The sequence below is a fragment of the Pseudomonas sp. LBUM1672 genome (assembly GCF_059695655.1).
This window is the reverse complement of the sequence record NZ_CP166781.1, coordinates 286,218-307,029: the sequence shown is the minus strand read 5'-3', so window position 1 is coordinate 307,029 and position 20,812 is coordinate 286,218. Positions and strand designations below refer to the sequence as shown.

Genomic DNA, 20,812 nt, shown 5'->3' with positions numbered 1-20,812 from the left:
CCGTCAAACCCAACGACGCTCTACTGACCAAGACAAAAGCTGCTTTTCCAAGATACTTGCGTGCGGAATCGATGCATCCAATTCTGGTACCGCGCATCTACATACCTCACCGAAACGATGAGCGGTTACGGTTGAAAATCAGTGAGGCGGCATAATGACAGCAGTGCTTATGCACAACCTGCCACTTCACTCCGCCGTTGCGAGCCCCTTAGTAATGAACACCGAACGACGTTACTCGATCATCTTGGAGCACAGCGCCGAGGTGCTGCTTGAACATGCACCCATGGCGCAGATAGAGGCATTTTGGGACGCCAACGATACCCGCTACTTCGGGTTGCGTATGGAGGACGAGCACAGCGCGCACGCACGAGTGATTGTTACGGACGAAGTCCCCGACGAAGAAGACGTGGCGCTTTTCTGACTGTAGCGAATGGGATCCCTCCCCACCTACGAGAGGTGGGGGGCGCCCAGATGATTCTCAGGTCTATTGCCGACACCACAAAACAAAGCCCTCGTAGAAATACGAGGGCTTTGTTGTTTCTGGGTTTTGGATTTTTATACAGCGGCCAGCAATCACTCAAACTCCGTCGAAACCGAAAGCTGCTCCCAAGCATCAATTTCCCCCTGCAACCGCGCAATCTTTTCACGCACCAATCTCACCGCATCCTTACCCAGCAACAAATGAACCGGCGGTTTTTCGGCAGCGACCAAGGTCAGCAACGCCTGCGCCGCTTTGTGCGGATCACCGGCCTGTTTGCCACTCTTCTCTTCCCGCGCCTTGCGCACCGGATCGAACACCGCGTCATAGTCACTCAAAGTGCGACCGGAGCGGATCATCGAGCGCCCCGCCCATTCGGTACGAAATGAGCCAGGTGCCACGGCGGTTACGTGAATGCCCAGGCTTTCGACTTCTTTAGCCAGCGCTTCGCTGATGCCTTCCAGTGCGAATTTGCTGCCGCTGTAGTAAGCGATGCCCGGTAACGTGATGAAGCCGGCCATGGAGGTGATGTTGACGATATGCCCGCTACGCCGTTCGCGCATGCCGGGCAGCACCGCTTTCATCATTGCCACCGCGCCAAACACATTGACGTCGAACTGGCGCTGCATTTCAGTCAGCGGCGACTCTTCGAGAATGCCTTCATGACCATAGCCCGCGTTGTTCACCAACACGTCGATTTGCCCCACTTCGCGCAGGATGTCAGCCACCAACGGCTCGATGGCCGGAAAATCGGTGACGTCGAGCACGAACGCTTTAGCTCGATGGGCGTCCAGCGCTTCGAACGCGGCTCGCTCGGATTCGCGCCGCACCGTACCAACCACCGTGTGCCCCGCCGCCAGCGCTGCTCGCGAAAAGGCCAGGCCGAAACCTGAACTGACGCCGGTGATCAGGAAAACCTTGTGAACGTGGGTGTTCATGCTGCGTTCTCCAATAAAAACGCCGTCGATAGTGATCGACGGCGCTGCGGACAAGTCAACCCAGGTCTTAGTGACCGGCGCTCTGACCGCCATCGACGTGCAGGATTTCGCCGGTGACGAAGTTGGCGTTGTCCAGATACACAACCGCCTGAGCGATGTCGTTGATTTCGCCCATGTGGCCGACCGGGTGCAGACTGCCCAGCGCTGCATGGGTTTCTTCGCCGTGCATCGGGGTCTTGATGATGCCAGGGGAAACCGCGTTCACCCGAATCCCGCGCTTGGCGTACTCAATCGCCAGGGATTTGGTCGCCGCGTTCAAACCACCTTTGGTCAGCGAAGCCAGTACCGACGGCACACCGTCAATTGCGTGGTCTGTCAGGCTGGTGGTGATGCTGACGACGTGGCCTTTGCCGTGTTTTTCCATCTCGGCGATCGCGAGTTGGGTGATATAGAAGAAGCCATTCAGGTTCACCGACAACACCGCGGCGTAGTCTTCAGGGGTGTAGGCAGTGAACGGCTTGGCAACAAAGATCCCGGCGTTGTTGACCAGAGTATCGATGCGGCCAAAACGTGCGATGGCTTCACGAATCACTTGCTGCGCAACAGCCGGGTCGCCGATGTCGCCCGCCACGGTGAGGATGTCCGGGTCGGTGGACGGTTTGATCGAACGCGAAGTGGCGACGACTTTGTAATCCAGTTCGCGGAAGGCTTTGACCATGCCTGCGCCGAGACCTTGGGATGCGCCAGTGATAACGATGACTTTTTTCGAATTGCTCATGATGAACCTCTACTAATTAAGAATGGTTTGAAAAAGTAAGTAAAAATCAGGCTTCGGCGGGGGCCTTGGCCATTTGTCTCAGCACTTGTTCGTAGTACTCGACCGACTGCGAACCGGACACCAGGTGGCGGCCGTTCAGCACCATGGCCGGAACCGAGTTGATGCCGTGCTGGCGGTAAAACGCTTCAAGCTCACGCACTTCTTTGGCAAACGCGCCGGACGCCAACACCTCTTGAGCAGCCGCCGCATCCAGTCCTGCTTCAGCCGCCAGACGAACCAGCGTCTCGCGATCGCTCGGGTTCTGGCCGTCGGTGAAATAAGCGCGGAGCAGGATTTTCTTGAGAGCGACCTGCCGCCCTTCCTGCAACGCCCACAACAGCAGCCGATGCGCATCAAACGTGTTGTAGAAGTGGGTGCGCTTCTCCAGATCGAACTTGAAGCCAAGGGCTGCGCCACGTTCGATCTGCATCGCCTTGCCGGCGGCGACGTCTGCGGCGGTGCGTCCATATTTGCGCATCAAATGCTCGACCGCTTTTTCACCGACCGCCGGCATGTCTGGGTTCAACTCGAAAGGCTTGTAGGTCAGCTCCACCGAAATTTCACCGGCCACGTTCTCGATCGCCTGCTCCAGCGCCGTCGCACCCAATGCGCACCACGGACACACCACGTCGGAGATGAAATCGATGGAGACGGACGCGGTCATGACTTGCCCTCCGCCTCTGCCAGTTCCTTGCGGTACTTAGTGGTGGTGATGCCGGCGTAGCCCCAGTTATCGGTGTCGACTTCTTCGATCACGATGTGGGTCAGGTGCGGATCCTTCTTCAGGACGCGTTCCAGGGTTTCAGTGATTTCGGCGATCACCTGAGCTTTCTGCTCAGAGGTAACGCCATCGCGGGTGATGCGTACGCTTACGAAAGGCATGAGGAATCTCCAAGTGACCTTCCCTTCGGAATGAATGGGTCGGCGTTGGAGCTCAATGTATGGAGTTAGCTGGAGGGGATAAAGGTGGGGGCGGGAACATCATTAGTTACGTGGCGTAATGAATACTTTCGCTCAGACAGCGTACGCTTACTTCCGAAACGATCAATCTGCTGGATTGGATATCGACTAAATGGCTTGTAACGCCTTCATGGCCATTCAATTCGCGGATGATCCGTTTCATTTTCATTCACTAGCAAGCCGCAAGCCAAATGGTTTTTACAATGAAGGCCTCAACTTTCCACTGGCACCATCACAAATTTTCAATGAGCTAATAGCTAGCTATTATAGGAATCTGCCTAGAAATCAAGCACAGAATAAAACTCACCTTCAGAATAGCTATCGGTTCAAAATTCGACGTGGAATATCGACATAATGTGCAGTGTTTTTTGTCCAACGTAACGCAGCATATCCTGCGATCAAACGGTGGCCTACCCATCTAGGATCAACGGTAGGGGGCAACCCTGTTTGATTTACTAGAAGGAGCTTGCCCATCTGCGTAGCCCACTCTCGCTGCCCCATCAAATATCCTCCATATCCATGATAAGAACGCCCGCTTTTGTACCAATCAAAACTCAAGAAAATTTCTTCACCGAGAATGGGTCGGACCTTTTCTAGCTGTGCGGGAGAACCAGTAGACATATCTATCATCGGCAAATGCATGTAATGCCCGCTTCTCATGGCCACTGTAGAGTGTATTGCAAGCTCTTGCCCCACTGGAGCGTTATAAATCATCCGTTTAATAAAATTTTCGTTGAGAAAATCGACTCGTGAAATAGAAAAAACCGTTCGCTCATCAATCAGCGATTGAGGCGTGTATGTGTAATAACTAAAGCATAGACCCATTACATCTAAACTAGCCTCAATGACGGAACGCACACCCCAATAAGGATGTTCATCAAAGAGAAATACATTCACAGCTTTATCCCATTCAAAATTTGATATGTCTTTATGGCAAAGTCGTCTGTCATACCGGATATAAAATCGGTAATTAAATGTGCGCGAAGGTTCCACTCCAAAAATTTATAATCGTGACTTTGGGGATCCAGCTTCGCTCGATGTTCCTCGTAAACCGCCTTGTAATTTTTTGGCAAAATGCTAAGCAGCTTATTTTCAACAATTATGGGTTTCCCCGCACTGTCTCTACTCTCATATTTTAGAGAACTAACAAACCTACTTTCACTTGCTTCAAGCAAGCACTTGAATTGATCCAACAACCCATAAATGGCTCTGTAACCAGCAAGCTCTACCATTTGAACTGATTCATGCCGATAGACCTTCTCTCGACAATAGTCTTTCAAAGTTTCCAGTATTTTCCCCGCAGACGAGTTTGCGGGTATAAGAGACAAGCATGTCCCCTTCAAAATTTCAGCATGACACTGTATATATTGAGAGGCTGAAAATACCACAAGATGTCTATTCAAACTTGTTCTAAAATCCGTATACGTGAATACAGATCCATTCTCTCTATGGCCTCTTACAGCGTCAGCCAATACAGTATTGATGCTTGCTGAAACCTCATCATCATAAGGCCCCTTTCCCGTCCAGGCTTCGTATATATCAGCTAGTGCTTTTTCTTTTTCCAAAAGACCTTTTTCAATTGAGTCCTCGAGATCACTAATACAGTAAGCAATATCGTCTGCCGCCTCCATTATGTAAGCCAAGGGAAAACGTTGCGGCGACTTATACTCTAATCCGGTCCAAACCTGTTGCACCAAGTTAGCTTCTGTTGAAAAATAGCCACATTTTTTAGTGAACGGCGCAGAAACCTTATCCGTACTGCCACTTGGCCTCACATACTTCAAGTAAGATGCAATGGTGGTAATAGTTAAATTTAGTCCGTACTCATCGGCGTTCCGCTGCAATTTAGTGACTACTCTAATCCCTTGAGGATTACCATCAAACTCAGTAAAGTCCGCCAAAGCATTTGCGATCTTAACACTTTCGAGCTCAGACAAGCTAAAATCTGGGCTTGAGAAAGATTTTAGAATCGCATCACGTCCTTTTTCCCTGAACCACTGAGATATAGCGGATTCGCCAAAATGGCCAAAAGGTGGATTTCCAATATCATGCATCAAACAAGCAGTTTCAACAAAAGTAGTTAGTGCCGCACACTCTAAAGGTGTTGCCCACTCTCTCTCAATTAATTGTAGTGATACTTGATCTGCAATATATCGCCCCATCTGGGATACTTCTAACGAGTGAGTAAGTCGGCTTCTTACCGCGGCATTTGATTCCAACGAAAACACTTGAGCCTTTTGTTGCAAGCGTCGAAACGCTGGGCAAAATAGCAACCGTCCCCGGTCACTTTCCGCTTCCAGAAGTGTGCTTCTGTCACCCACCGCTGAAGCCCTAAACCGCTTTATTGAAAGCAACTCCTTATAAATCGAACTCATCTCACTTCCTTATTTTTATAACTAAAAAGCTGAACCTACGCCGACCAGCAAACATTTTTATCAAAAAAACCATTCCTTTGCTAGTTTTTTTAAAACTTAACAATATTCACAAGTCGTCTAAAACAACGCTAACAACAAGCGTGAACAACTTGCATCAACCCCGCGGCACAAAAACATCAAAACCCCACAACCAAGCAAATACAACAAATTGACTAATTTATAACAGATAGTGTAAAGTTCAGAAAGCAAACTAGCCCGGCAAGCATTTTCTCCAAATTAGATTTCAAATAAGTGGCAAGGGACTAGCTTAAATAATGACGCAAATCCGAACTCCAATCGATGCAATATGCAGATCTCTATTGCAAAAAGCCGTGCGCAGAGCTGATGTGCGAGTTACAGTGTCAGCTACGATACGGCTCATAGATCATAATGAAACGTTATGGTTAAGGAGCAGGCTCGGAGTTATATCCTTTGAGGAGTGCTGGCAAACGGCTGAAAACATCAATTTCAACCCAGACCCAGAGAACCTGATTTCTCAGTATGTTGCTCTGGCAAAATCAAACAAGAATAAAGATGCTGCTGGATTAGGTAGTCTTGCATATGAACTCTCCCAAGGGAATAGCTCTGTACTCATTAGCAACGATTCAAACAACCGTCACTTGAAGATCATTTGTGAAGCAATCAAAAGACCTAATGATTTCTGGTCTTGGGTTAAAAATATCGAGCTTAACGAAAGACAAACTAAAATAGTGACGCATGCGGAGAGCGGGTTCAGATTTGCTGGCTGGCCTTGGGATAAAGCATTTGCCATATCTACAGCCTATTTATCAGCTACAGCGGCGATACCTTCGCAAAAAACAGTTTCGGTTGAGAGCGACAATACTTTTCCATACTGGGTTGCAATTGATAAACATACTCCGGAAGGCAAGAGAGCACTCAACCGCTGTGAAGACAAACTTAAGATAGACAAAGAAATCCTCGGTTGGATTCAATTTTATCTAGAGAGCGCAAAATGTTATGGATTAGAAGACTCTTATTGGTGGACCAGAGAAAAATCATGGCGCCTATCTAAGTACGGACTAGACATAACCAAAGCAGAACAAATTTGGAATGACGCGTCTTCCTATTTAGAAGAATTACTGACAACCCAGCAAGAAAATTTGATTCACCGCCTAAAAACATCAGAGCTTAGTTACAACACCACAATAAATAAACAAGAAAGACTAATCTAGGGAAGATTTACATGACAATATCAAATCGATCGGAAATAAATGCAATAAAGAACGAGCTCACCCGTCGCCAGACAAAATTATTTCACGCTTGCCAACTTCAAGATTTCAGATCTTATATTGAACTTGGCGGAATCCCATCGAGAAATAAAATATCGAATAGCAATTTAAATTTTACAGTATTTGAAACAGATCAGATCGACAAAAAACATCAACTCTGGGATAAAGTTTTCGGTAATTTTTCTGATTTCGGAAATAATTTCGCAAGACCCCAATCTAAATCTTTTCCAAACCCGTATGGACCGATACAGATTGTTTTCAACCCGACAGCACTTGATGATATTTCCGATCTCGCAATAAGCTTACGTTCTGCTGGCTCAACTAATTTCGATAGAGATGGAGAGTGCTTAAAGAGCAGTAGTGAATTCAACTTACTTTATGAGAACGTAGAGATGCTAGGGAATGCAACGGATAAATTTTATGCATTTGGCAAGACGCTGAATGAAAGATTCGGACGAGTCGATTGTACCTCGCCAGAATTCAACTGCACAGTGCCTGATGAGATAGTACCCTTTAAACATTGGGCCTACATTATTGTAGATAACTGCGTCTATGGGGGCGGACTTTTAATAGATGAAGTTTCAAAAATCTCCCCTAAAAAAACTTTCCTTCGTTCATATGGTGAAGGTCGTGCCGAATTAATCCTCGAACTTTCACAACTAACAAAAACCTACGATTGCTCTAGGGCAACTTTACTCGGGAACGCTAACGCAAGTGAAAAACTAAAAGCATTCGTTAGCGAACTAAATGAATTTCACTACAATCGCTTTATTAAGTATCTAACTATTGGCACCACCCGGGCATGATTTAACTTACAAAACAACAGAGCACTAACCTCCCGAACCTGGATCTGGATCTGGATCTGGATCTGGAGGTTTACTTCACAATATATTTACAGCACTCTTGAGAACTCGCCAACCCCATAGAGCCGTCTATACTTACTAGAATATGGCCGCCATACTTACTCTTGGCATTATAGCTTCGTCAGACTAAACCGCAAGCAACGACCAAATTTTCTCCTTTAAATATTAAAATATTAAAATATTGCGCCTTATTAGTTATATCCTTCAATACACTGACCACCTCCCGCATCCTGAACCGCCGCAACAGTTAATTACCTTATTCAAACTATTTAAGTTTTCCTCCTGCACCTCAATTCCGTTGTGGCCATATCAAAAATTCTTTGAAGTTTAATTCGCGGACTTTATTAAAAATTATTGCCCCGCCATAAAAATCACTAAACCATTCACACCACGCCACCACCTAGCCACGATTGCGCATACGCCGCCCTCAAGCTACCTTCAGACCGTCGCTGCCAATTCAGCGACCGGGCCTGAGAACCCGAGTAAGATACAGGCGCACAAGCGCCCATAATCACGATTGTTGGCGTTTTTTGTGCCTGCATTTCTGTGTAATGGCGGCTGTGCGTGGGAGACCTTCGGGTCTGCCGGGTTCCTGTATCTCCGGTTTCTCAGCCCGCGCATAGCTGCCACCCATTCGCCTGAGAACGAACGTGGTAGCTCTAACTTTGATTCAGGAGTTTTTGCTGATGCCCGCTATCGTTCCGTTCAAAATTTGCTCAACGTCTCCCCCGCTACACGCCCACCACCGCCCAAAAACCGGAGGTGCCCAATGACCAACCCCAAAGACCTCAAAACCATCGGGCTCACCCCCTTCTCCTACCACGCCAACGAACCGCTTTTCCGCATCAACGCCGGCGTCCCGGTGATCGAAGCCCTCTCCCACGCCTCCGATTTGCTCCACGTCGCCAAACTGCTCGCATCAGACGCGGCCATGGTTCGCGACACCGACCGGCATGCCTGGGCATCGCATTATTTGCAGGATATGAGCAAGGCGATCATCGATGACGTGGTGAAGGTGCTCGATGCACCGTGTAACAACCGAGCCGCGAACGTCGTAACGTGATCTAAATTGCACGCATGAAAAGCCCCGAATCAATCGGGGCTTTTTAGTTTCCGCTGTTTTAACCAGCGTAATGTCTGAATTCGTTGCTATCGCGGACAAGTAACTGCATCAATTTCGGATGGATGAAAAGCTTCTCCTTACCTACCTGAACCTCTTCTAACACTCCAATAGTCACGAGGTCTTTCAGGTGACGAGACGCGGCCTGGCGCTGAGCAATTTTCTTCTCGACGACGTTGCTGATACGGCAGTAAGGCTGCTCGAAAATGACATCGACCAGTTCACGCGTGTAGGTTTTTGGCAGTTGCTCACGCACAAACAGTGTGGTGTGTTCGGACAACGCCCGAATCGCCGCAATCTTGGCCGTCGTCCACCGAGCGGTTTCTTCTACGGCGCTTAGCATGAACAACAGCCAAGGTTCCCAAGCCTGTTTAGTCGTGACCTCCAGCAAGAGCCGGTAATAATCGGCACGGTAGGCAATGATGTAGCGACTGAGGTAGAGGATAGGCAGGTTTAGCAGGCCTTCCTGGATCAAAAACAACGTGTTTATAACCCTTCCGGTGCGACCGTTACCGTCGATAAAAGGATGGATAGCCTCAAATTGATAGTGCCCGACTGCCATACGAACAAGGGGATCGAGATCGGTTTCGTTGTGAAGGAAGCGTTCCCAGTTGGCGAGGAGGTTTCGTAAGTGTTCCTCCCCCTCGGGCGGGGTGTAGATAACTTCGCCGGTACGATCGTTCGCGAGTTGGGTGCCTGGCGTGCGGCGGATATCCAACTTCACACCTTTTAGGGTGCGACAGATTTCTACAGCGGTGTTGGTGGACAGCGGTCGTTGGGCCAAGGATTGGAAGCCTTGATTCAGCGCTGTTCGATAACGCAGAGCTTCCTTGGTTGCCGGGTCCGCATGGTTTTCAGTGTCTTGCGCATGCTGGAACAGCAAATCCGTTGTGGTGACGATGCTTTCTATTTCCGAACTGTCTTTGGCTTCCAGCAGCGGAATTGTATTGATCAGGACCGTCTGATTCGGGATCAACTCTGCTGCCTGTTTCAGTTCAGCCAACGCGGTACGTGCCTCAATGCATTTTTTGAGGACTGCACGTGTTTCCAGCTCAATTCCTGGCGGCAACAACGGTAGTTGGTTGTATGGCCTGTCAGCCTGCCATGGCAGTAACGATTCGGTCATGGACGCGATCCTGGTCATTTTGTATGTTTTTTGAGCAAAGATTGGCTTCACTCATGTCGCCAGTGTAGACATGAGGTCATAACGTGTCGCAATTTTTCACTTTTTGCGACACGTCTTTGGAACGTGTCGCCGCGGACGACATGTTGGCGACACGTGTCGCCGAAATTGGCTTTTTGCGACATGAGTCTTGTCGCGAGGGCAATTGCTACTGCTTGAGTGCAAACAAACGGTGTTGCTTCGCAGATTTTTGGGGCCGCTGCGCAGCCCAGCGGGAGCAAGCTCCCTCGCCACGGAGCGATCAAGCGACGTCTACTGTCTCCACAGTGATCTGCTTCAGCGCATAAAACGGTGCAAGCGCCGCCTCATCCGCCGTAGCACCGGTAATCAACCGCCACTCCCGATCAATCGGCGTCCAGTGCTGCTGCCGCGCACGCCCAAGCTTGTCGGTGTCGGCAAGAACAACAATCTGCGCCGCTCGCTTGATGATGCATTCCTTCAAATACGCCTGCTGCGCACTCGCTTCACACAACCCAAACTCCGCAACTACACCATCAGCACCAAGAAAGGCTTTGTCGACACTCAACCGACTCAACGTCAGTTCCGCCAACGGCCCCAGCGTGCTCATGCTCGAACCGCGCAAATCACCGCCGATCAAAGTCAGCCGCACGCCCGGCGCATTGGCCAAGGTCATCACGGCCAGCAAGTTGTTGGTCACTACATGCACGTCTTGTCGCGAGCAAAGATGATGGGCCAGCGCAGCACACGTGGTGCCGCCGTCGAGCAGCACGGTATCGCCATCCTGAACATGAGCGGCCGCAGCCTGGGCGATGGCGTCTTTCTGTTCCCACTGCGACGTTTTGCGTTCTTCGAGCGAGGCTTCCGGCTCATGAACGCCGACAACTGAAGTGGCGCCGCCGTAGGTCCGCACCAGGTGCCGCTGTTTGGCGAGCATGGTCAGGTCGCGTCGCACCGTGGCTTCCGAGACTCCGAGTGCCGCGCTCAATTGCTCGACGTTGGCGTCGCCAATGCGTACGAGATCGAGGATGGCGCGGTGGCGTTCGGAGGCTTTCATGGCGGGTCTCGTTGTGTGGACGGTGGTCGATCTTACACGACAGCACCCACGCGACTCATCCCCGTCGCGTGGCAAGCTCGGCGCCCTGGCGCAGCGCTTCGAGCAGGCTGCGTTCATCGGCGATGCCTTTGCCGGCGATATCAAACGCAGTGCCGTGGTCGACAGAGGTGCGGATCACATCCAGGCCGACGGTGACGTTCACGCCCGCTTCCAGACCGAGCACTTTGACCGGGCCGTGGCCCTGGTCGTGATACATCGCCACCACCAGATCGAAGTCGCCGCGGCCGGCGCGGAAGAACAGGGTGTCGGCGGGCAGTGGGCCGGTGACGTCGAGGCCGCGTTCCTGGAGCAGCTTCACCGCCGGGATGATTTTTTCTTCCTCTTCGCCGTAGCCGAACAAGCCGTTTTCACCGGCATGGGGATTGATCCCGCAAACGCCGATTCGCGGTCTGGCGATGCCGGCCTTGATCAGTGTCGCGTTGCCGCGCTCAATGGTGCGCTGGACCAGGCCCGGCTCGATCTTGCGGATCGCGTCGATGATGCCGATGTGGGTCGTGACGTGAATCACGCGCAGTTGCGGCGCCACGAGCATCATCGACACTTCGTCGACGTTGGTCAGGTGCGCGAGCATTTCGGTGTGGCCAGGGTATTTGTGGCCGCCAGCGTGCAGCGCTTCCTTGTTCAGCGGCGCGGTGCAGATCGCGTCGATCTGGCTGGCTTCGGCGAGTTGCACGGCGCGGGCGATGTACTGAAAAGCGGCGTCACCGGCGATGGGCGACAGCTCGCCAAACGGCAGGTCGTCGGGGATCAGGTCGAGGTCGATGCAGTCAATGGTGCCGGCTTCGTACAGCGCTTGGGAGGCGTCTTCGATGCGGCGCACTTTGGCGCTGCCGCCGACGATGACGTTGGCCTGTTCGAGGCGACGGGCATCACCGATCACCAGCGGCCGGCATTGTTGGTAGACGACGTCATGAGTCAGGCTCTTGACGATGATTTCCGGACCGACACCGGTGGCGTCGCCCATGGTGATGCCGATGATGGGCAGGTAGTTGCTCATAGTGTTCATTCGAGTCCTTGGATTCGTGTGCGTTGGGGCGGGGAGCGATCAGCGCTAGCGCTCAAGTGCTGCCACGCCGCATACAAAGCGTTGTCGGTGCCGAACGCGCCGGCCTTGGTGACGATGCCGGGGCGATGGCCCTGGCGGGAAACGGTCGGGCGGGCGAAGGCGACGCCGGCTTCGATTTCGGTCAGCAGTTGCAGGCTGTCGATGCCGACGGTGGTCAAGATGGCCCGCGCGGTTTCGCCGCCGGTGGCGATCAGGCCGCCGACCTTGGCGAAGTGCGGTTCGACCAATACGGCCAGCATGGTTGAGAGTTGCGCGCCCTCCTGGGGATCGAACGCTTCATCGCGGCCGATGCGCAGCAGCAGGTCACTCCAGCCGTCCAATTGTTCGCCGATGCGCGATTGCCAGAGCGCCCAGTCGTCATGGGTTGTGCCTTGGCGAAGGACTTCTGGCGGGACAACCAATTCGCTGACGCCGCCTCGTTCTTTGAGCAAAGCGCACTGCCGCTCGCAGACGCCGGATAGGCTGCCGACGAGGATCAGAATCGGCGCCTGGCTTTTTCCCTGCGCTGTCGGTTCGCTGGCCGTGAAACGTACCTCAGAGAAATCAGGAAGGCTGGCAATTTCCCGTGCAAGGCCACCCGAACCGATCCAGAACAGCGGCTGCTCCATCGATGCGGTCAGCCGAGCGAGGGTCAGCAGATCGTCTTCAGTTTGCGCATCGACGATCAATGCCTGGGTGCCATTGCCGGCAATTTCAGCAATGTGCCGCTCGAGCGCTTTTTCGTTGCCGCGCAAGGTGTCTAGGTCAAGCTTCGCGGTGCTCAGGCCGGCGGCAACGAGCATCGCTTCAACATCCGCAGGACGGTCAGCGTTTTCCAGTTTCCAGGTATCTGTGGTTTCCAGCGGCTGACCGTTCACGAACACCCGACCGCCGCGCAGCGTACGCCCGGTGGCGGGGAACGCCGGGGCGACAATGGCCAGGCCGGCCAGCGGTTGCAGGGCGGCGACTTCGGCCGCCCAGTTACCGCGCAGCGTCGAATCGATTTTCTTGTAAAGCCGTTGCCCGGGTTGATGCAGTGCCTTGAACGCGGCGACGGTGCGCTCGGCGGCCCGCGCCGGGGAGAGACGCCGAGTGTCCGTATCGGCGGCAATCACCTGAGCGTCGGCCTTGTCATTCAGAGGGTCGAGCGTGACGACGGTTTGCATCCCCACGCTCGCGAAGCCGATGGCGCAATCCGCCGCGCCGGACAGATCGTCAGCGATGATCAGAATCCTCATCGCAACGCCTCCTGCTTTTGCGGCGCGATCTCCGGCTCGGGTATGACGACCGGGTTGCGCTGCTGCACGCGTTTGGCGACGGCGGCGGTGAGCAGCGGTGCGAGGATTGCAGTGACCACGACGCAGGCGGCTACCAGAATCGTCGCGCTCTTGGCCGCTTCGGCGTACACCGGATTGGCCGCTGCAATCAGCGCCGGAACGGCGGCGGCATTCCCGGCAGTGGTGGCTGCGGCAACACCCGCGACGCCCGTGCCACCGGTCAAACGATCGGCGAAGAACAGCGGAATGCCGGTCAGCACAACCACCGCAACGCCCATGCCGAGACCCAACAAGCCGGCCTGCCAGACGTTATGCAAGTCCAGGCTGGCGCCGAGTGCCAGGGCGAAGAACGGGATCATCACCGGGACAGCCTTGGCCAGGAAATCGCGCATGTCACGGTCGAGGTTGCCCAACAGCATGCCGAGGGCCAGTGGCAGGATGCTGCCCACCAGCGTCGGCCACGGGAATGCCGACAGGCCGGCGATACCCAAAGTGACCATCGTCAAGAAAGGCCCGGACTCCAGGGACATGACCGAGTAGGCGCCGACATCTTCAGATCGACCGTATTGCCCCATCAGTGCCATGTACAAGCCGCCGTTGGTGTCGTTCATCGCGGCGACCACTGCAAGCGTCGATATACCGGCGAAGAGACCCGATGAAATCGGCTGCTCGCCGAGGAAATGCCCGAGCACAATGCCGATAAGCACGGCGATGCCGACTTTCGTGATGAGCAGCGTGCCGCCCTTTTTCAGCAGATAAGGCGTGGCCTTGATATTGATGCTCGCGCCCATGCAAACGTAGAACACCGCGAGGATGGGTAACGCCCCAGTGAACAGCGCATTGGTGAAGGAGCCGAAAAACTTTGGTGTGTCGGGAAGGAATGTAGCCACCAGCGAACCGATCAGCAGCGGGACAATCATCATGCCGCCAGGGATGCGTTCAATGGTGCGTTTGATAGGAATTTGGGCCACGAGGGTCTCCTTTTATAATTGTTTGGTAAGACGTTTATCACCTCGAAAACTGACTGGTTCGATCATTTTATGATTGATCCAGTCAAAATTATCTTAGGTGATCGTCCTGAATTGCGCAAACCAATCATTCAAATGATCGTTTTGATCATTTGTGAAGGAAGAAAACCTCGGAATGACATGCCCTCGCTGGCACAACGCCCATTGAAAGCAATTTCCGCGGCAATGCAATTTTTGTAGCAGCTGGCGCAGCCTGCGTCCGGCTGCGTAGCAGTCGTAAAACCTGAATTTGCGGTCTTCCTGAAACACCCATTGTCTGATTTTACGACTGCTGCGCAGCCGGACGCAGGCTGCGCCAGCTGCTACCCATCGCGTTACGGCTTAATTGGCTGGCATTAGTCTCTCAGGCTGCTTTTTTATTGGCGAAAAAAAGCCCCGAACCAGTCAGGGCTTTGCCTCCCGTTTCGCTTTCACCTCTGCATGTCCTCAATCGAGTCGAACTGCTGGCAAAATTCTCGTGCTTCTTTCGCAGGAAAAAACCCCACAACGCAGTGAGTTTCAACAAAAAAAATGCCCAAACCTCCCGGTCCGAGCATTTTTTTGACCCCGATCACCCACCCCTCCCCAAAAACCTCGACTCTATGTAAGCCTCCAGCCATCGGACGCAGCATCATTTCGCTACTAAACTCGGGACAAGCGTGTTCATGTGCAGGATTATAGCCAGCACGTATCGCCCAACCGGCGGCCAGGTACTCAACAATAGCCAGCCCACTTTAGAGGGCATTACCCAATGGATAGCAGAACCTTACGCAACCTGATGCGCATTGTGCAGACCGGCTCTTTGTCGGCGGCGGCAGAGCATTCCTGTTTAACCGTGCAGGCGTTGGCCGCGCAGTTGAACAAGGTCGAAGAGCAGTTTGGTTTTCGGTTGTTTCGTCGCTCCAACAAGGGGTTGACCCTGACTCCGCAGGGCACGGAACTCACGCCTTACATGGACAAGGTGTTGGTTGCCACGCGGCAACTGGAAGAAAAAGTCGCTGCGCTGAAGGTGCCGGGGCAGCGCACGCTCAAGGTGGCGCTGAACACGACGCTGTCGGCTGACTTCAATCGGCGAATGATCGGACGCCTGATCGAGGTGTTTCCCGACTATCAGCTGGAATTCAGCTACGCCGAGTCGATGGAAAACCTTAGTAAGCTGAAGAACGAAGACTTCGACCTGGCGGTGCTGATCGGTCCGCAGAAGCCGGGGCTGCCCAGCATCATCCTGCCCGAGGTCCAGGTGCAGGTGGTCGGTGCGCATTGCGGTCAGGAACATGATCCGCTGGTGTTGCTCGGCAACAAATTTCAGGTGCGTCCGGCGGACGATTGTCCGTATTCCCACAGCTTCCTGCGCTTTCTCGACGCAGGCCTGGGCAATTACGAGTCGGGCAAGCGGATGGTCTATTCGTGCAGCGAAACCCTGACGCTGTCGTTGATCACGCAGATGGACGGCCTCGGCATGGTCTCGCGGGATGCGGCCCAGCGTAATGGCCTGACGATTTTCCCCGGTTTCGAGGACGCCCTCGAAGTGCGGCTGGCGATCAATAATCCAGAGTTGTCGGGTCAGGCCTTGCACGATGTGGTCGACCTCCCGCTACATGAACGAGCCGAGCGCAATGTACGCAGCCGTTCCCACCGCAACGGAGAGAAAGAGGTTTTTGCTGAAATACGCACATAACAACGTCGGAATCGCGGCATAAAATTCCGGGCGATCGAGCTGCACGTGCTGATCCTTGATCAACAACGGCGTGAGGCTGATTGCAGCGACGATCGCCACCGGCAGGTATTCCAGCGCCCGGGCGACGAAGGGCGGCCAATGGTCGGTGCTCACTTGCAGCGGCAATGCGCGCGGCAGAAAGGTCACGGCCATCATCAGCACGACCACCAGAATCAGGAACGTTTGGTCAGGCATACACCCACCCCGCAGCCGACGAATGTGGCGATGAAGACGTTGAAAGGCGAACTGCCGACCAGGCTCAGTACGCCCATGCAGGCGACAGCGGCCAGTGCGGCGATGAGTTTATTACGCGTGTTGCACAGCGACACCAGCACGTAGAGCATCATCGCGGTCAGCGCGTAGTCGAGCTGATACTGGATCAAGTGCGCCGCGTACTGCGCGCAAATCGCCCCCAGCAAACCGCCGAGCACCCACGAAGTGTGGCAATACAGATTGAAACCGATCAGGTAGCGCACGTTGACGGGCGAGCCCTTGCCCAACTTGACGCTGTGGAAGGCAAACGACTCATCGGTCAGCCCGCCCGCGTAACACCAGCGCTCCATTCGACTGAGCCCCATCGCTTGCAACGCCTTGGCCATATAGACCGACATCAGCATGTGCCGCGCGTTGATCAGAAACGTGGTGAGGATGATAGTGGTGAGCGAAGCACCGCTGGAAATCAGCGCCAGGGCGGCAAACTGCGAAGCGCCGGCATACACGAACAGGCACATGGCGACCGGCAGCCACACGGGCAACCCGGCATTCACCGCCATCAAACCGAACACAAACGACACCGTGAAGTAACCCGCAACCACCGGGCTGGCTTCGGCGAAGGTGCGCGAAGCATGCGGCTCGACCATCAGCGGCTGGCTGCTGGACGTCTCATTCATAGGTCCCTCTCAAATGTTCTTTCACCGCGCGGTTCGCAAAAACCCTGGGCACTCCAGAAGCGCTGGCCGGCAAGGTTAGCATCGTCGACAAACAGGAACATGCGCAGCACACCCACGCGTTTCATGTCCGAGGATGCCGCTTCAACCAGGCGTTGACCGACGCCCTGGCTGCGGTAATCCGGGCTCACGGCGAGGTGGTTGATCGTGCCGCGACTACCGAGCATTCCGCCCAACACTGCGCCGACGATTTCGCCGCTGACATCCAGTGCGATAAACGCGGTGGTGGTTTTCTGCACCAGCACACCGCGCAGGCATTTGGCGTCCTGCCATTCACAGAAAGACACCTCTTCGAATTGTCGAAAGAAGCGTTCCAGGCGCTGTGCATCCTTGGCTGTCGTACGCCGCAGCATCACCGGTGCGGGGCACTCGGCGAGGCTGCTTACGGCGTTGTACTGTTCAGCGAACAATGTCAAAAGCGGTCCCGGGCCGCGAGAAAGAGATCGCCAGAATCTGCCGGTACGCCATGTCGTGAGAATGGGTATTGCGTGCCGGTGTCACGTAGTGACGCATGTCGCGATCGAGAAAGTAGGTGGTGTCGAGGATTTCCTGATACGTCGTCGAGGCCAGGTGTTCCTGGTTTTCGGTGTCGTACAAACGGCTCTCTGCCCCTTCAACGTTATTGCGTCCCCAGAAGTGCACACCGCTGAACGGATAACCGTCGCAGTGAATCCCTTCCGGGGTGATTTCCAGTTGTTTGCCAGGTTTGATCTCGATGCGGATCTGATGAATCTGGCATTGCCAGATTTCGTCGTGCAACTCAGGTGGCAAAACGTTTTTGTACACTTCGAAGTCGGTGTCGATCAGGCTGCGCATCACCGGCGAACTGATGATCTCATCGGAGAAGTCCTGGAAGTGCCGAACCATCCCGCCCACGTAGCTGTTGTTAGCCTTGGACTGAACATAGGCGCGGTGTTCCAGTTGCTTGAGGTCGCGCGTGACCGGGTTGTATTCGAAATCGCTGTAGCGGCGATAACGCATGCCCGCTTCGGCCTGACCGTAGTAACTGTCCGGCTCCATGTTTTCCCAACTTCTGGTCAATCTGACGAAATCGTTGAAATGACCGAAGAGATTGAAGTCAGCACCCCGGACGTTGGCATATTTGTCACGCCGTAGAAATTCGCCCACTTCTTTGTTCAAAACGATCATTTTAAAAATCTCCGTGCATTTAGCTGCCTAATCTAGAGAGCACAGGATTTACGTCCATGAGAAAGAATTTGAGGCATATCAAGCGCTGTTTGAAACGGAGGATGACGTTGCTTTAATTCGACTTTTTACGATCGAAAATGGCCGTTTTATGCGTTTTTCGATGGTTGTCAGGCAAAAAAAACCCCGAGCCATTCGGGGTTTTTCAGCGAGTGTTGAACACTCAATCGATCATCAGAAGATGTTGATCGGGTAATCCACAAACACACGCACTTCGTTACCGCTGACGTTGTACTCGCTGGATTTCTGCGAGACACGCAGGATCGAGCTGCGCAGTTTCACGCTCAGGTCTTTGGCCGGGCCGCTTTGCACGACGTACTTGAACTGGTTGAAGATTTCGCGCTCGGTGCCGCCTTCGCTGGTGGACGTGGTGATGTTGTCACCGCGCACGTAGGCGAAGTTGTAGCTCAGGCCGGGAACGCCAAATGCGGTGAAGTCCAGGCCGTAGCCCAACTGCCAGCTGCGCTCGTCTTCGGCGTTGAAGTCGGACCAGTAGGAGTTCGCCAGGTAGATGGTGTTGCCACCGTCGCCGACACGACCTTGATCCTTCTGATAGCCGCCGTAGGCGTAGCCCAGGTTGCTGTCGCCGGTGCTGCGCTGGTGAGCCAGCGTGAACGAGTGCGGGCCGGTGGCGAAGGTCGCTGCCAGGCTCCAGATTTTGTTGTCGTCGCCGGTAGCGCCGCTTTCGCGGACGTAGGAATCGTCCAGCTTGGTGCGATAGCCGTTGAAGTCCAGGGTAAGGGACTGATCCTTGTCGATCGGGAACACGTAATTGGCGTTCACGTATTGCTTCTTCAGCACGTCTTCGACGTCGGAGGCGTAGAGCGCAGCCTTGAATTGTTCGGTGAACTGGTAGCTGCCGCCCAACACGTTGATCGACTTCAGGCCGCCACTGTCACGGCCTTCAGCGCTTTTGCGCGATTCGGCGGTGAAGCGACCGGCGTTCAGCTCCAGGCCTTTGATCTCCCGGGAGGTGATCAAGGTGCCGGTGTAGCTTTCTGGCAGCAGACGCACGTTGTCGTAGCTCAGCACCGGCAGGGCCGGCATCTGGTCGCCGTAGGTCAGCGTGGTGCTGGAGAGACGGAATTTGACCGCTGCGCCGCCCTTTGACAGGTCGTCAGCCGCGTTGCCGCTGTCGCCCTTTTTAAAGAAGTCGATGCCTTGTGCGCCGGTGCGACCCTTGCCGCCATCCAGGCGCAATGCGTACAGACCGAACGCGTCCACACCGACACCGACGGTGCCTTGGGTGAAGCCGGACGAGAACGTACCGATGGCCGCTTGGCCCCATTCGGCTTTGTCCGGGTTGCCGTCTTTGTAATCACGATTGATGTAGGCGTTGCGCAGCAGCACTTTGAGGCTGCTGTCTTCAACAAATCCCTTGGATTCGGCCTGGTCGTTAGCCATGGCCTGTGTAGCGCTCAACATCCCCAGAGCGATCAGGCTGATTCGCTTATTCAACATTTTGTTCTTTTCCTTATTACCGGTTGATACGCGCTGTGTCGAACGGCTGAAACGGCGCTATCGCACTCTTTTTTCACCCCAAAACAAAAAGGCCCGCCCACGAGAAAAACGTGGCGGGCCTTTTTATTGTTTTATGAGTCATGGCGGTTAGCCACAGGCGTTGAGCGAATGCTAGCCGCGCCCAGAACACCATGTCAATTTGATGAATCGTCTAACGATAGGCTGAAAACGTCTAAGCGAACTGAGCAAGCCAGGTTGCAAAGGCCTGCGGATTGCCGAGCCATGGGCTGACATCGACCAGCGTGAATTGGCCATTTTGCTCAAGGGCCAGCGTTGGAAAACCCTGTCCGCCGATTCTGGCCAACAAGGCGCGACTGCTCTTGATGTGCTGATCGGTATCGGCACTGTTGAAAGCGGCCTCAAAAGGTTGATGTTTCAGGCCTATGTCCTTTGCCAGTTCAAACAAAACCGCGTGATCGGCGATGCGCCGACCTTCCACGTAATGAGCCGTCTGCAAACGCCCCAGCAATTCAAGCCCGCGCCCCGCCACCTCTTCGGCGGCCAACACTGCCGCAATCGGCGGTGTGGAATCGAACACAGCGGTGTCATCGCGCAACAGCCCATCGAAATACGCTTCGCCAAATGGCTGGCCGGTGTACTCGGCGATGCGGCGGTCGTGGGGCATCACGTAGTTGCGCAACTGTGGTGAAACGGTTTGACGGTTGGCGCCGCTCATCATTCCGCCACCGTGGGCGATCACCGGCAACACGTCCTGGGCGGCTTGCACCAGCGGTTTGGCGCCGTAGCACCAGCCGCATAAAGGGTCGTAAATATAGTGAAGGATCATAGGGGGGCCATCAGGAAAATTCGATGCCGGCAGACTAATCCTCGGACCGTTGCGGAAAAACGCTGGAATGACTTTCAGTCTGTTTCAGGAATCGGGCGAATTCCCTCACCGAGACCCCGTAACAATCTCGACACAACTCGAAACAATCAAACAACGGTGCTTTTCAAGAATAATTAACGAAAGTAAATAGCAAGCATTACCATTCGC

At 53.9% G+C, this 20,812-nt stretch carries 22 protein-coding genes; 5 read left to right on the top strand and 17 right to left on the bottom strand.

Going from position 1 to position 20,812, the window contains the following annotated elements; genetic code table 11:
• The first annotated feature begins 214 nt into the window (after nt 1-214).
• A complete protein-coding gene (locus ACA053_RS01410) occupies nt 215-421 on the top strand; it encodes a hypothetical protein (protein WP_497318154.1) in 207 nt (68 codons plus the stop codon).
• Nucleotides 422-573: 152 nt separating this feature from the next.
• On the opposite strand, the gene ACA053_RS01405 is transcribed toward ACA053_RS01410, so the two are convergent.
• The 6 genes from ACA053_RS01405 to dgt all read right to left on the bottom strand — a co-directional run bounded on the left by ACA053_RS01405 (nt 574) and on the right by dgt (nt 5,568).
• Nucleotides 574-1,416, bottom strand: a complete 843-nt coding sequence (locus tag ACA053_RS01405; RefSeq protein ID WP_497394398.1) for an oxidoreductase — start codon at nt 1,414-1,416, stop codon at nt 574-576.
• 67 nt (nt 1,417-1,483) lie between these two features.
• A complete protein-coding gene (locus ACA053_RS01400) occupies nt 1,484-2,194 on the bottom strand; it encodes an SDR family NAD(P)-dependent oxidoreductase (protein WP_497394397.1) in 711 nt (236 codons plus the stop codon).
• A 46-nt stretch (nt 2,195-2,240) separates the two neighbouring features.
• Complete coding sequence (locus ACA053_RS01395; RefSeq protein ID WP_497394396.1) at nt 2,241-2,897, bottom strand: DsbA family oxidoreductase; 657 nt, start codon at nt 2,895-2,897, stop codon at nt 2,241-2,243.
• A complete protein-coding gene (locus ACA053_RS01390) occupies nt 2,894-3,115 on the bottom strand; it encodes a tautomerase family protein (RefSeq protein ID WP_094469609.1) in 222 nt (73 codons plus the stop codon). Before ACA053_RS01390 ends, ACA053_RS01395 begins: the two co-directional genes overlap by 4 nt.
• Nucleotides 3,116-3,511: 396 nt before the next feature.
• Complete coding sequence (locus ACA053_RS01385) at nt 3,512-4,090, bottom strand: primase 1D-like protein (protein WP_497394395.1); 579 nt, start codon at nt 4,088-4,090, stop codon at nt 3,512-3,514.
• Nucleotides 4,087-5,568 carry a dGTPase gene (gene dgt, locus ACA053_RS01380; protein WP_497394394.1) on the bottom strand — a complete coding sequence of 494 codons (1,482 nt, stop codon included), beginning with the start codon at nt 5,566-5,568 and terminating at the stop codon, nt 4,087-4,089. The genes ACA053_RS01385 and dgt overlap by 4 nt, the downstream gene beginning before the upstream one ends.
• Nucleotides 5,569-5,882: 314 nt before the next feature.
• Between dgt and ACA053_RS01375 the strand changes: the two genes are divergently transcribed.
• The 3 genes from ACA053_RS01375 to ACA053_RS01365 all read left to right on the top strand — a co-directional run bounded on the left by ACA053_RS01375 (nt 5,883) and on the right by ACA053_RS01365 (nt 8,783).
• Nucleotides 5,883-6,800, top strand: coding sequence for a hypothetical protein (locus tag ACA053_RS01375; protein ID WP_497394393.1), 918 nt, complete (start codon nt 5,883-5,885; stop codon nt 6,798-6,800).
• Nucleotides 6,801-6,811: 11 nt separating this feature from the next.
• Nucleotides 6,812-7,663 (top strand): hypothetical protein, encoded by an 852-nt coding sequence (locus tag ACA053_RS01370; RefSeq protein WP_497394392.1) that lies wholly within the window; start codon nt 6,812-6,814, stop codon nt 7,661-7,663.
• Between the two features lie 826 nt (nt 7,664-8,489).
• On the top strand, nt 8,490-8,783 hold the full coding sequence (locus tag ACA053_RS01365) for a DUF3077 domain-containing protein (RefSeq protein WP_497394391.1): 294 nt from the start codon (nt 8,490-8,492) through the stop codon (nt 8,781-8,783).
• A gap of 58 nt (nt 8,784-8,841) precedes the next feature.
• Here ACA053_RS01365 and fic read toward each other — a convergent pair whose 3' ends face one another.
• The 5 genes from fic to ACA053_RS01340 form a co-directional block, all read right to left on the bottom strand.
• A complete protein-coding gene (gene fic, locus ACA053_RS01360) occupies nt 8,842-9,966 on the bottom strand; it encodes a protein adenylyltransferase Fic (protein WP_497394390.1) in 1,125 nt (374 codons plus the stop codon).
• Between the two features lie 298 nt (nt 9,967-10,264).
• On the bottom strand, nt 10,265-11,038 hold the full coding sequence (locus ACA053_RS01355; protein WP_497394389.1) for a DeoR/GlpR family DNA-binding transcription regulator: 774 nt from the start codon (nt 11,036-11,038) through the stop codon (nt 10,265-10,267).
• 55 nt (nt 11,039-11,093) lie between these two features.
• Nucleotides 11,094-12,095, bottom strand: coding sequence for a 4-hydroxythreonine-4-phosphate dehydrogenase PdxA (gene pdxA, locus ACA053_RS01350; protein WP_497396110.1), 1,002 nt, complete (start codon nt 12,093-12,095; stop codon nt 11,094-11,096).
• A gap of 5 nt (nt 12,096-12,100) precedes the next feature.
• Nucleotides 12,101-13,381, bottom strand: a complete 1,281-nt coding sequence (locus tag ACA053_RS01345; RefSeq protein WP_497394388.1) for a four-carbon acid sugar kinase family protein — start codon at nt 13,379-13,381, stop codon at nt 12,101-12,103.
• A complete protein-coding gene (locus ACA053_RS01340; RefSeq protein ID WP_109627424.1) occupies nt 13,378-14,391 on the bottom strand; it encodes a 2-keto-3-deoxygluconate permease in 1,014 nt (337 codons plus the stop codon). Before ACA053_RS01340 ends, ACA053_RS01345 begins: the two co-directional genes overlap by 4 nt.
• Before the next feature lie 787 nt (nt 14,392-15,178).
• On the opposite strand from ACA053_RS01340, the gene ACA053_RS01335 reads away from it, so the two are divergent.
• Nucleotides 15,179-16,105, top strand: coding sequence for a LysR family transcriptional regulator (locus ACA053_RS01335; RefSeq protein ID WP_109627420.1), 927 nt, complete (start codon nt 15,179-15,181; stop codon nt 16,103-16,105).
• Here the strand turns inward: ACA053_RS01335 and ACA053_RS01330 are convergent.
• The 6 genes from ACA053_RS01330 to ACA053_RS01305 all read right to left on the bottom strand — a co-directional run bounded on the left by ACA053_RS01330 (nt 16,022) and on the right by ACA053_RS01305 (nt 20,605).
• Nucleotides 16,022-16,339 carry an AzlD domain-containing protein gene (locus ACA053_RS01330; protein ID WP_497314967.1) on the bottom strand — a complete coding sequence of 106 codons (318 nt, stop codon included), beginning with the start codon at nt 16,337-16,339 and terminating at the stop codon, nt 16,022-16,024. The two genes, ACA053_RS01335 and ACA053_RS01330, sit on opposite strands and share 84 nt — an antisense overlap.
• Nucleotides 16,318-17,034, bottom strand: a complete 717-nt coding sequence (locus tag ACA053_RS01325) for an AzlC family ABC transporter permease (protein ID WP_010464674.1) — start codon at nt 17,032-17,034, stop codon at nt 16,318-16,320. The genes ACA053_RS01330 and ACA053_RS01325 overlap by 22 nt, the downstream gene beginning before the upstream one ends.
• The gene (locus tag ACA053_RS01320) at nt 17,031-17,444 is read right to left on the bottom strand and encodes a GNAT family N-acetyltransferase (protein WP_178082335.1); all 414 of its coding nucleotides are present in this window, start codon (nt 17,442-17,444) and stop codon (nt 17,031-17,033) included. The genes ACA053_RS01325 and ACA053_RS01320 overlap by 4 nt, the downstream gene beginning before the upstream one ends.
• Nucleotides 17,445-17,490: 46 nt before the next feature.
• On the bottom strand, nt 17,491-18,240 hold the full coding sequence (locus ACA053_RS01315) for a 2OG-Fe dioxygenase family protein (protein ID WP_094469618.1): 750 nt from the start codon (nt 18,238-18,240) through the stop codon (nt 17,491-17,493).
• Between the two features lie 231 nt (nt 18,241-18,471).
• Complete coding sequence (locus ACA053_RS01310; RefSeq protein ID WP_497394387.1) at nt 18,472-19,758, bottom strand: OprD family porin; 1,287 nt, start codon at nt 19,756-19,758, stop codon at nt 18,472-18,474.
• Nucleotides 19,759-19,990: 232 nt separating this feature from the next.
• On the bottom strand, nt 19,991-20,605 hold the full coding sequence (locus ACA053_RS01305) for a DsbA family protein (protein ID WP_497314961.1): 615 nt from the start codon (nt 20,603-20,605) through the stop codon (nt 19,991-19,993).
• Nucleotides 20,606-20,812 lie beyond the last annotated feature (207 nt).

Bases quoted from the DNA above. Each gene is read 5' to 3' on its own strand.
- ACA053_RS01410 (WP_497318154.1), top strand. From the start codon at position 215: ATGAACACCGAACGACGTTACTCGATCATCTTGGAGCACAGCGCCGAG.
- ACA053_RS01405 (WP_497394398.1), bottom strand. From the start codon at position 1,416: ATGAACACCCACGTTCACAAGGTTTTCCTGATCACCGGCGTCAGTTCA.
- ACA053_RS01400 (WP_497394397.1), bottom strand. From the start codon at position 2,194: ATGAGCAATTCGAAAAAAGTCATCGTTATCACTGGCGCATCCCAAGGT.
- ACA053_RS01395 (WP_497394396.1), bottom strand. From the start codon at position 2,897: ATGACCGCGTCCGTCTCCATCGATTTCATCTCCGACGTGGTGTGTCCG.
- ACA053_RS01390 (WP_094469609.1), bottom strand. From the start codon at position 3,115: ATGCCTTTCGTAAGCGTACGCATCACCCGCGATGGCGTTACCTCTGAG.
- dgt (WP_497394394.1), bottom strand. From the start codon at position 5,568: ATGAGTTCGATTTATAAGGAGTTGCTTTCAATAAAGCGGTTTAGGGCT.
- ACA053_RS01375 (WP_497394393.1), top strand. From the start codon at position 5,883: ATGACGCAAATCCGAACTCCAATCGATGCAATATGCAGATCTCTATTG.
- ACA053_RS01370 (WP_497394392.1), top strand. From the start codon at position 6,812: ATGACAATATCAAATCGATCGGAAATAAATGCAATAAAGAACGAGCTC.
- ACA053_RS01365 (WP_497394391.1), top strand. From the start codon at position 8,490: ATGACCAACCCCAAAGACCTCAAAACCATCGGGCTCACCCCCTTCTCC.
- fic (WP_497394390.1), bottom strand. From the start codon at position 9,966: ATGACCGAATCGTTACTGCCATGGCAGGCTGACAGGCCATACAACCAA.
- ACA053_RS01355 (WP_497394389.1), bottom strand. From the start codon at position 11,038: ATGAAAGCCTCCGAACGCCACCGCGCCATCCTCGATCTCGTACGCATT.
- pdxA (WP_497396110.1), bottom strand. From the start codon at position 12,095: ATGAGCAACTACCTGCCCATCATCGGCATCACCATGGGCGACGCCACC.
- ACA053_RS01345 (WP_497394388.1), bottom strand. From the start codon at position 13,381: ATGAGGATTCTGATCATCGCTGACGATCTGTCCGGCGCGGCGGATTGC.
- ACA053_RS01335 (WP_109627420.1), top strand. From the start codon at position 15,179: ATGGATAGCAGAACCTTACGCAACCTGATGCGCATTGTGCAGACCGGC.
- ACA053_RS01330 (WP_497314967.1), bottom strand. From the start codon at position 16,339: ATGCCTGACCAAACGTTCCTGATTCTGGTGGTCGTGCTGATGATGGCC.
- ACA053_RS01325 (WP_010464674.1), bottom strand. From the start codon at position 17,034: ATGAATGAGACGTCCAGCAGCCAGCCGCTGATGGTCGAGCCGCATGCT.
- ACA053_RS01320 (WP_178082335.1), bottom strand. From the start codon at position 17,444: ATGCTGCGGCGTACGACAGCCAAGGATGCACAGCGCCTGGAACGCTTC.
- ACA053_RS01315 (WP_094469618.1), bottom strand. From the start codon at position 18,240: ATGATCGTTTTGAACAAAGAAGTGGGCGAATTTCTACGGCGTGACAAA.
- ACA053_RS01310 (WP_497394387.1), bottom strand. From the start codon at position 19,758: ATGTTGAATAAGCGAATCAGCCTGATCGCTCTGGGGATGTTGAGCGCT.
- ACA053_RS01305 (WP_497314961.1), bottom strand. From the start codon at position 20,605: ATGATCCTTCACTATATTTACGACCCTTTATGCGGCTGGTGCTACGGC.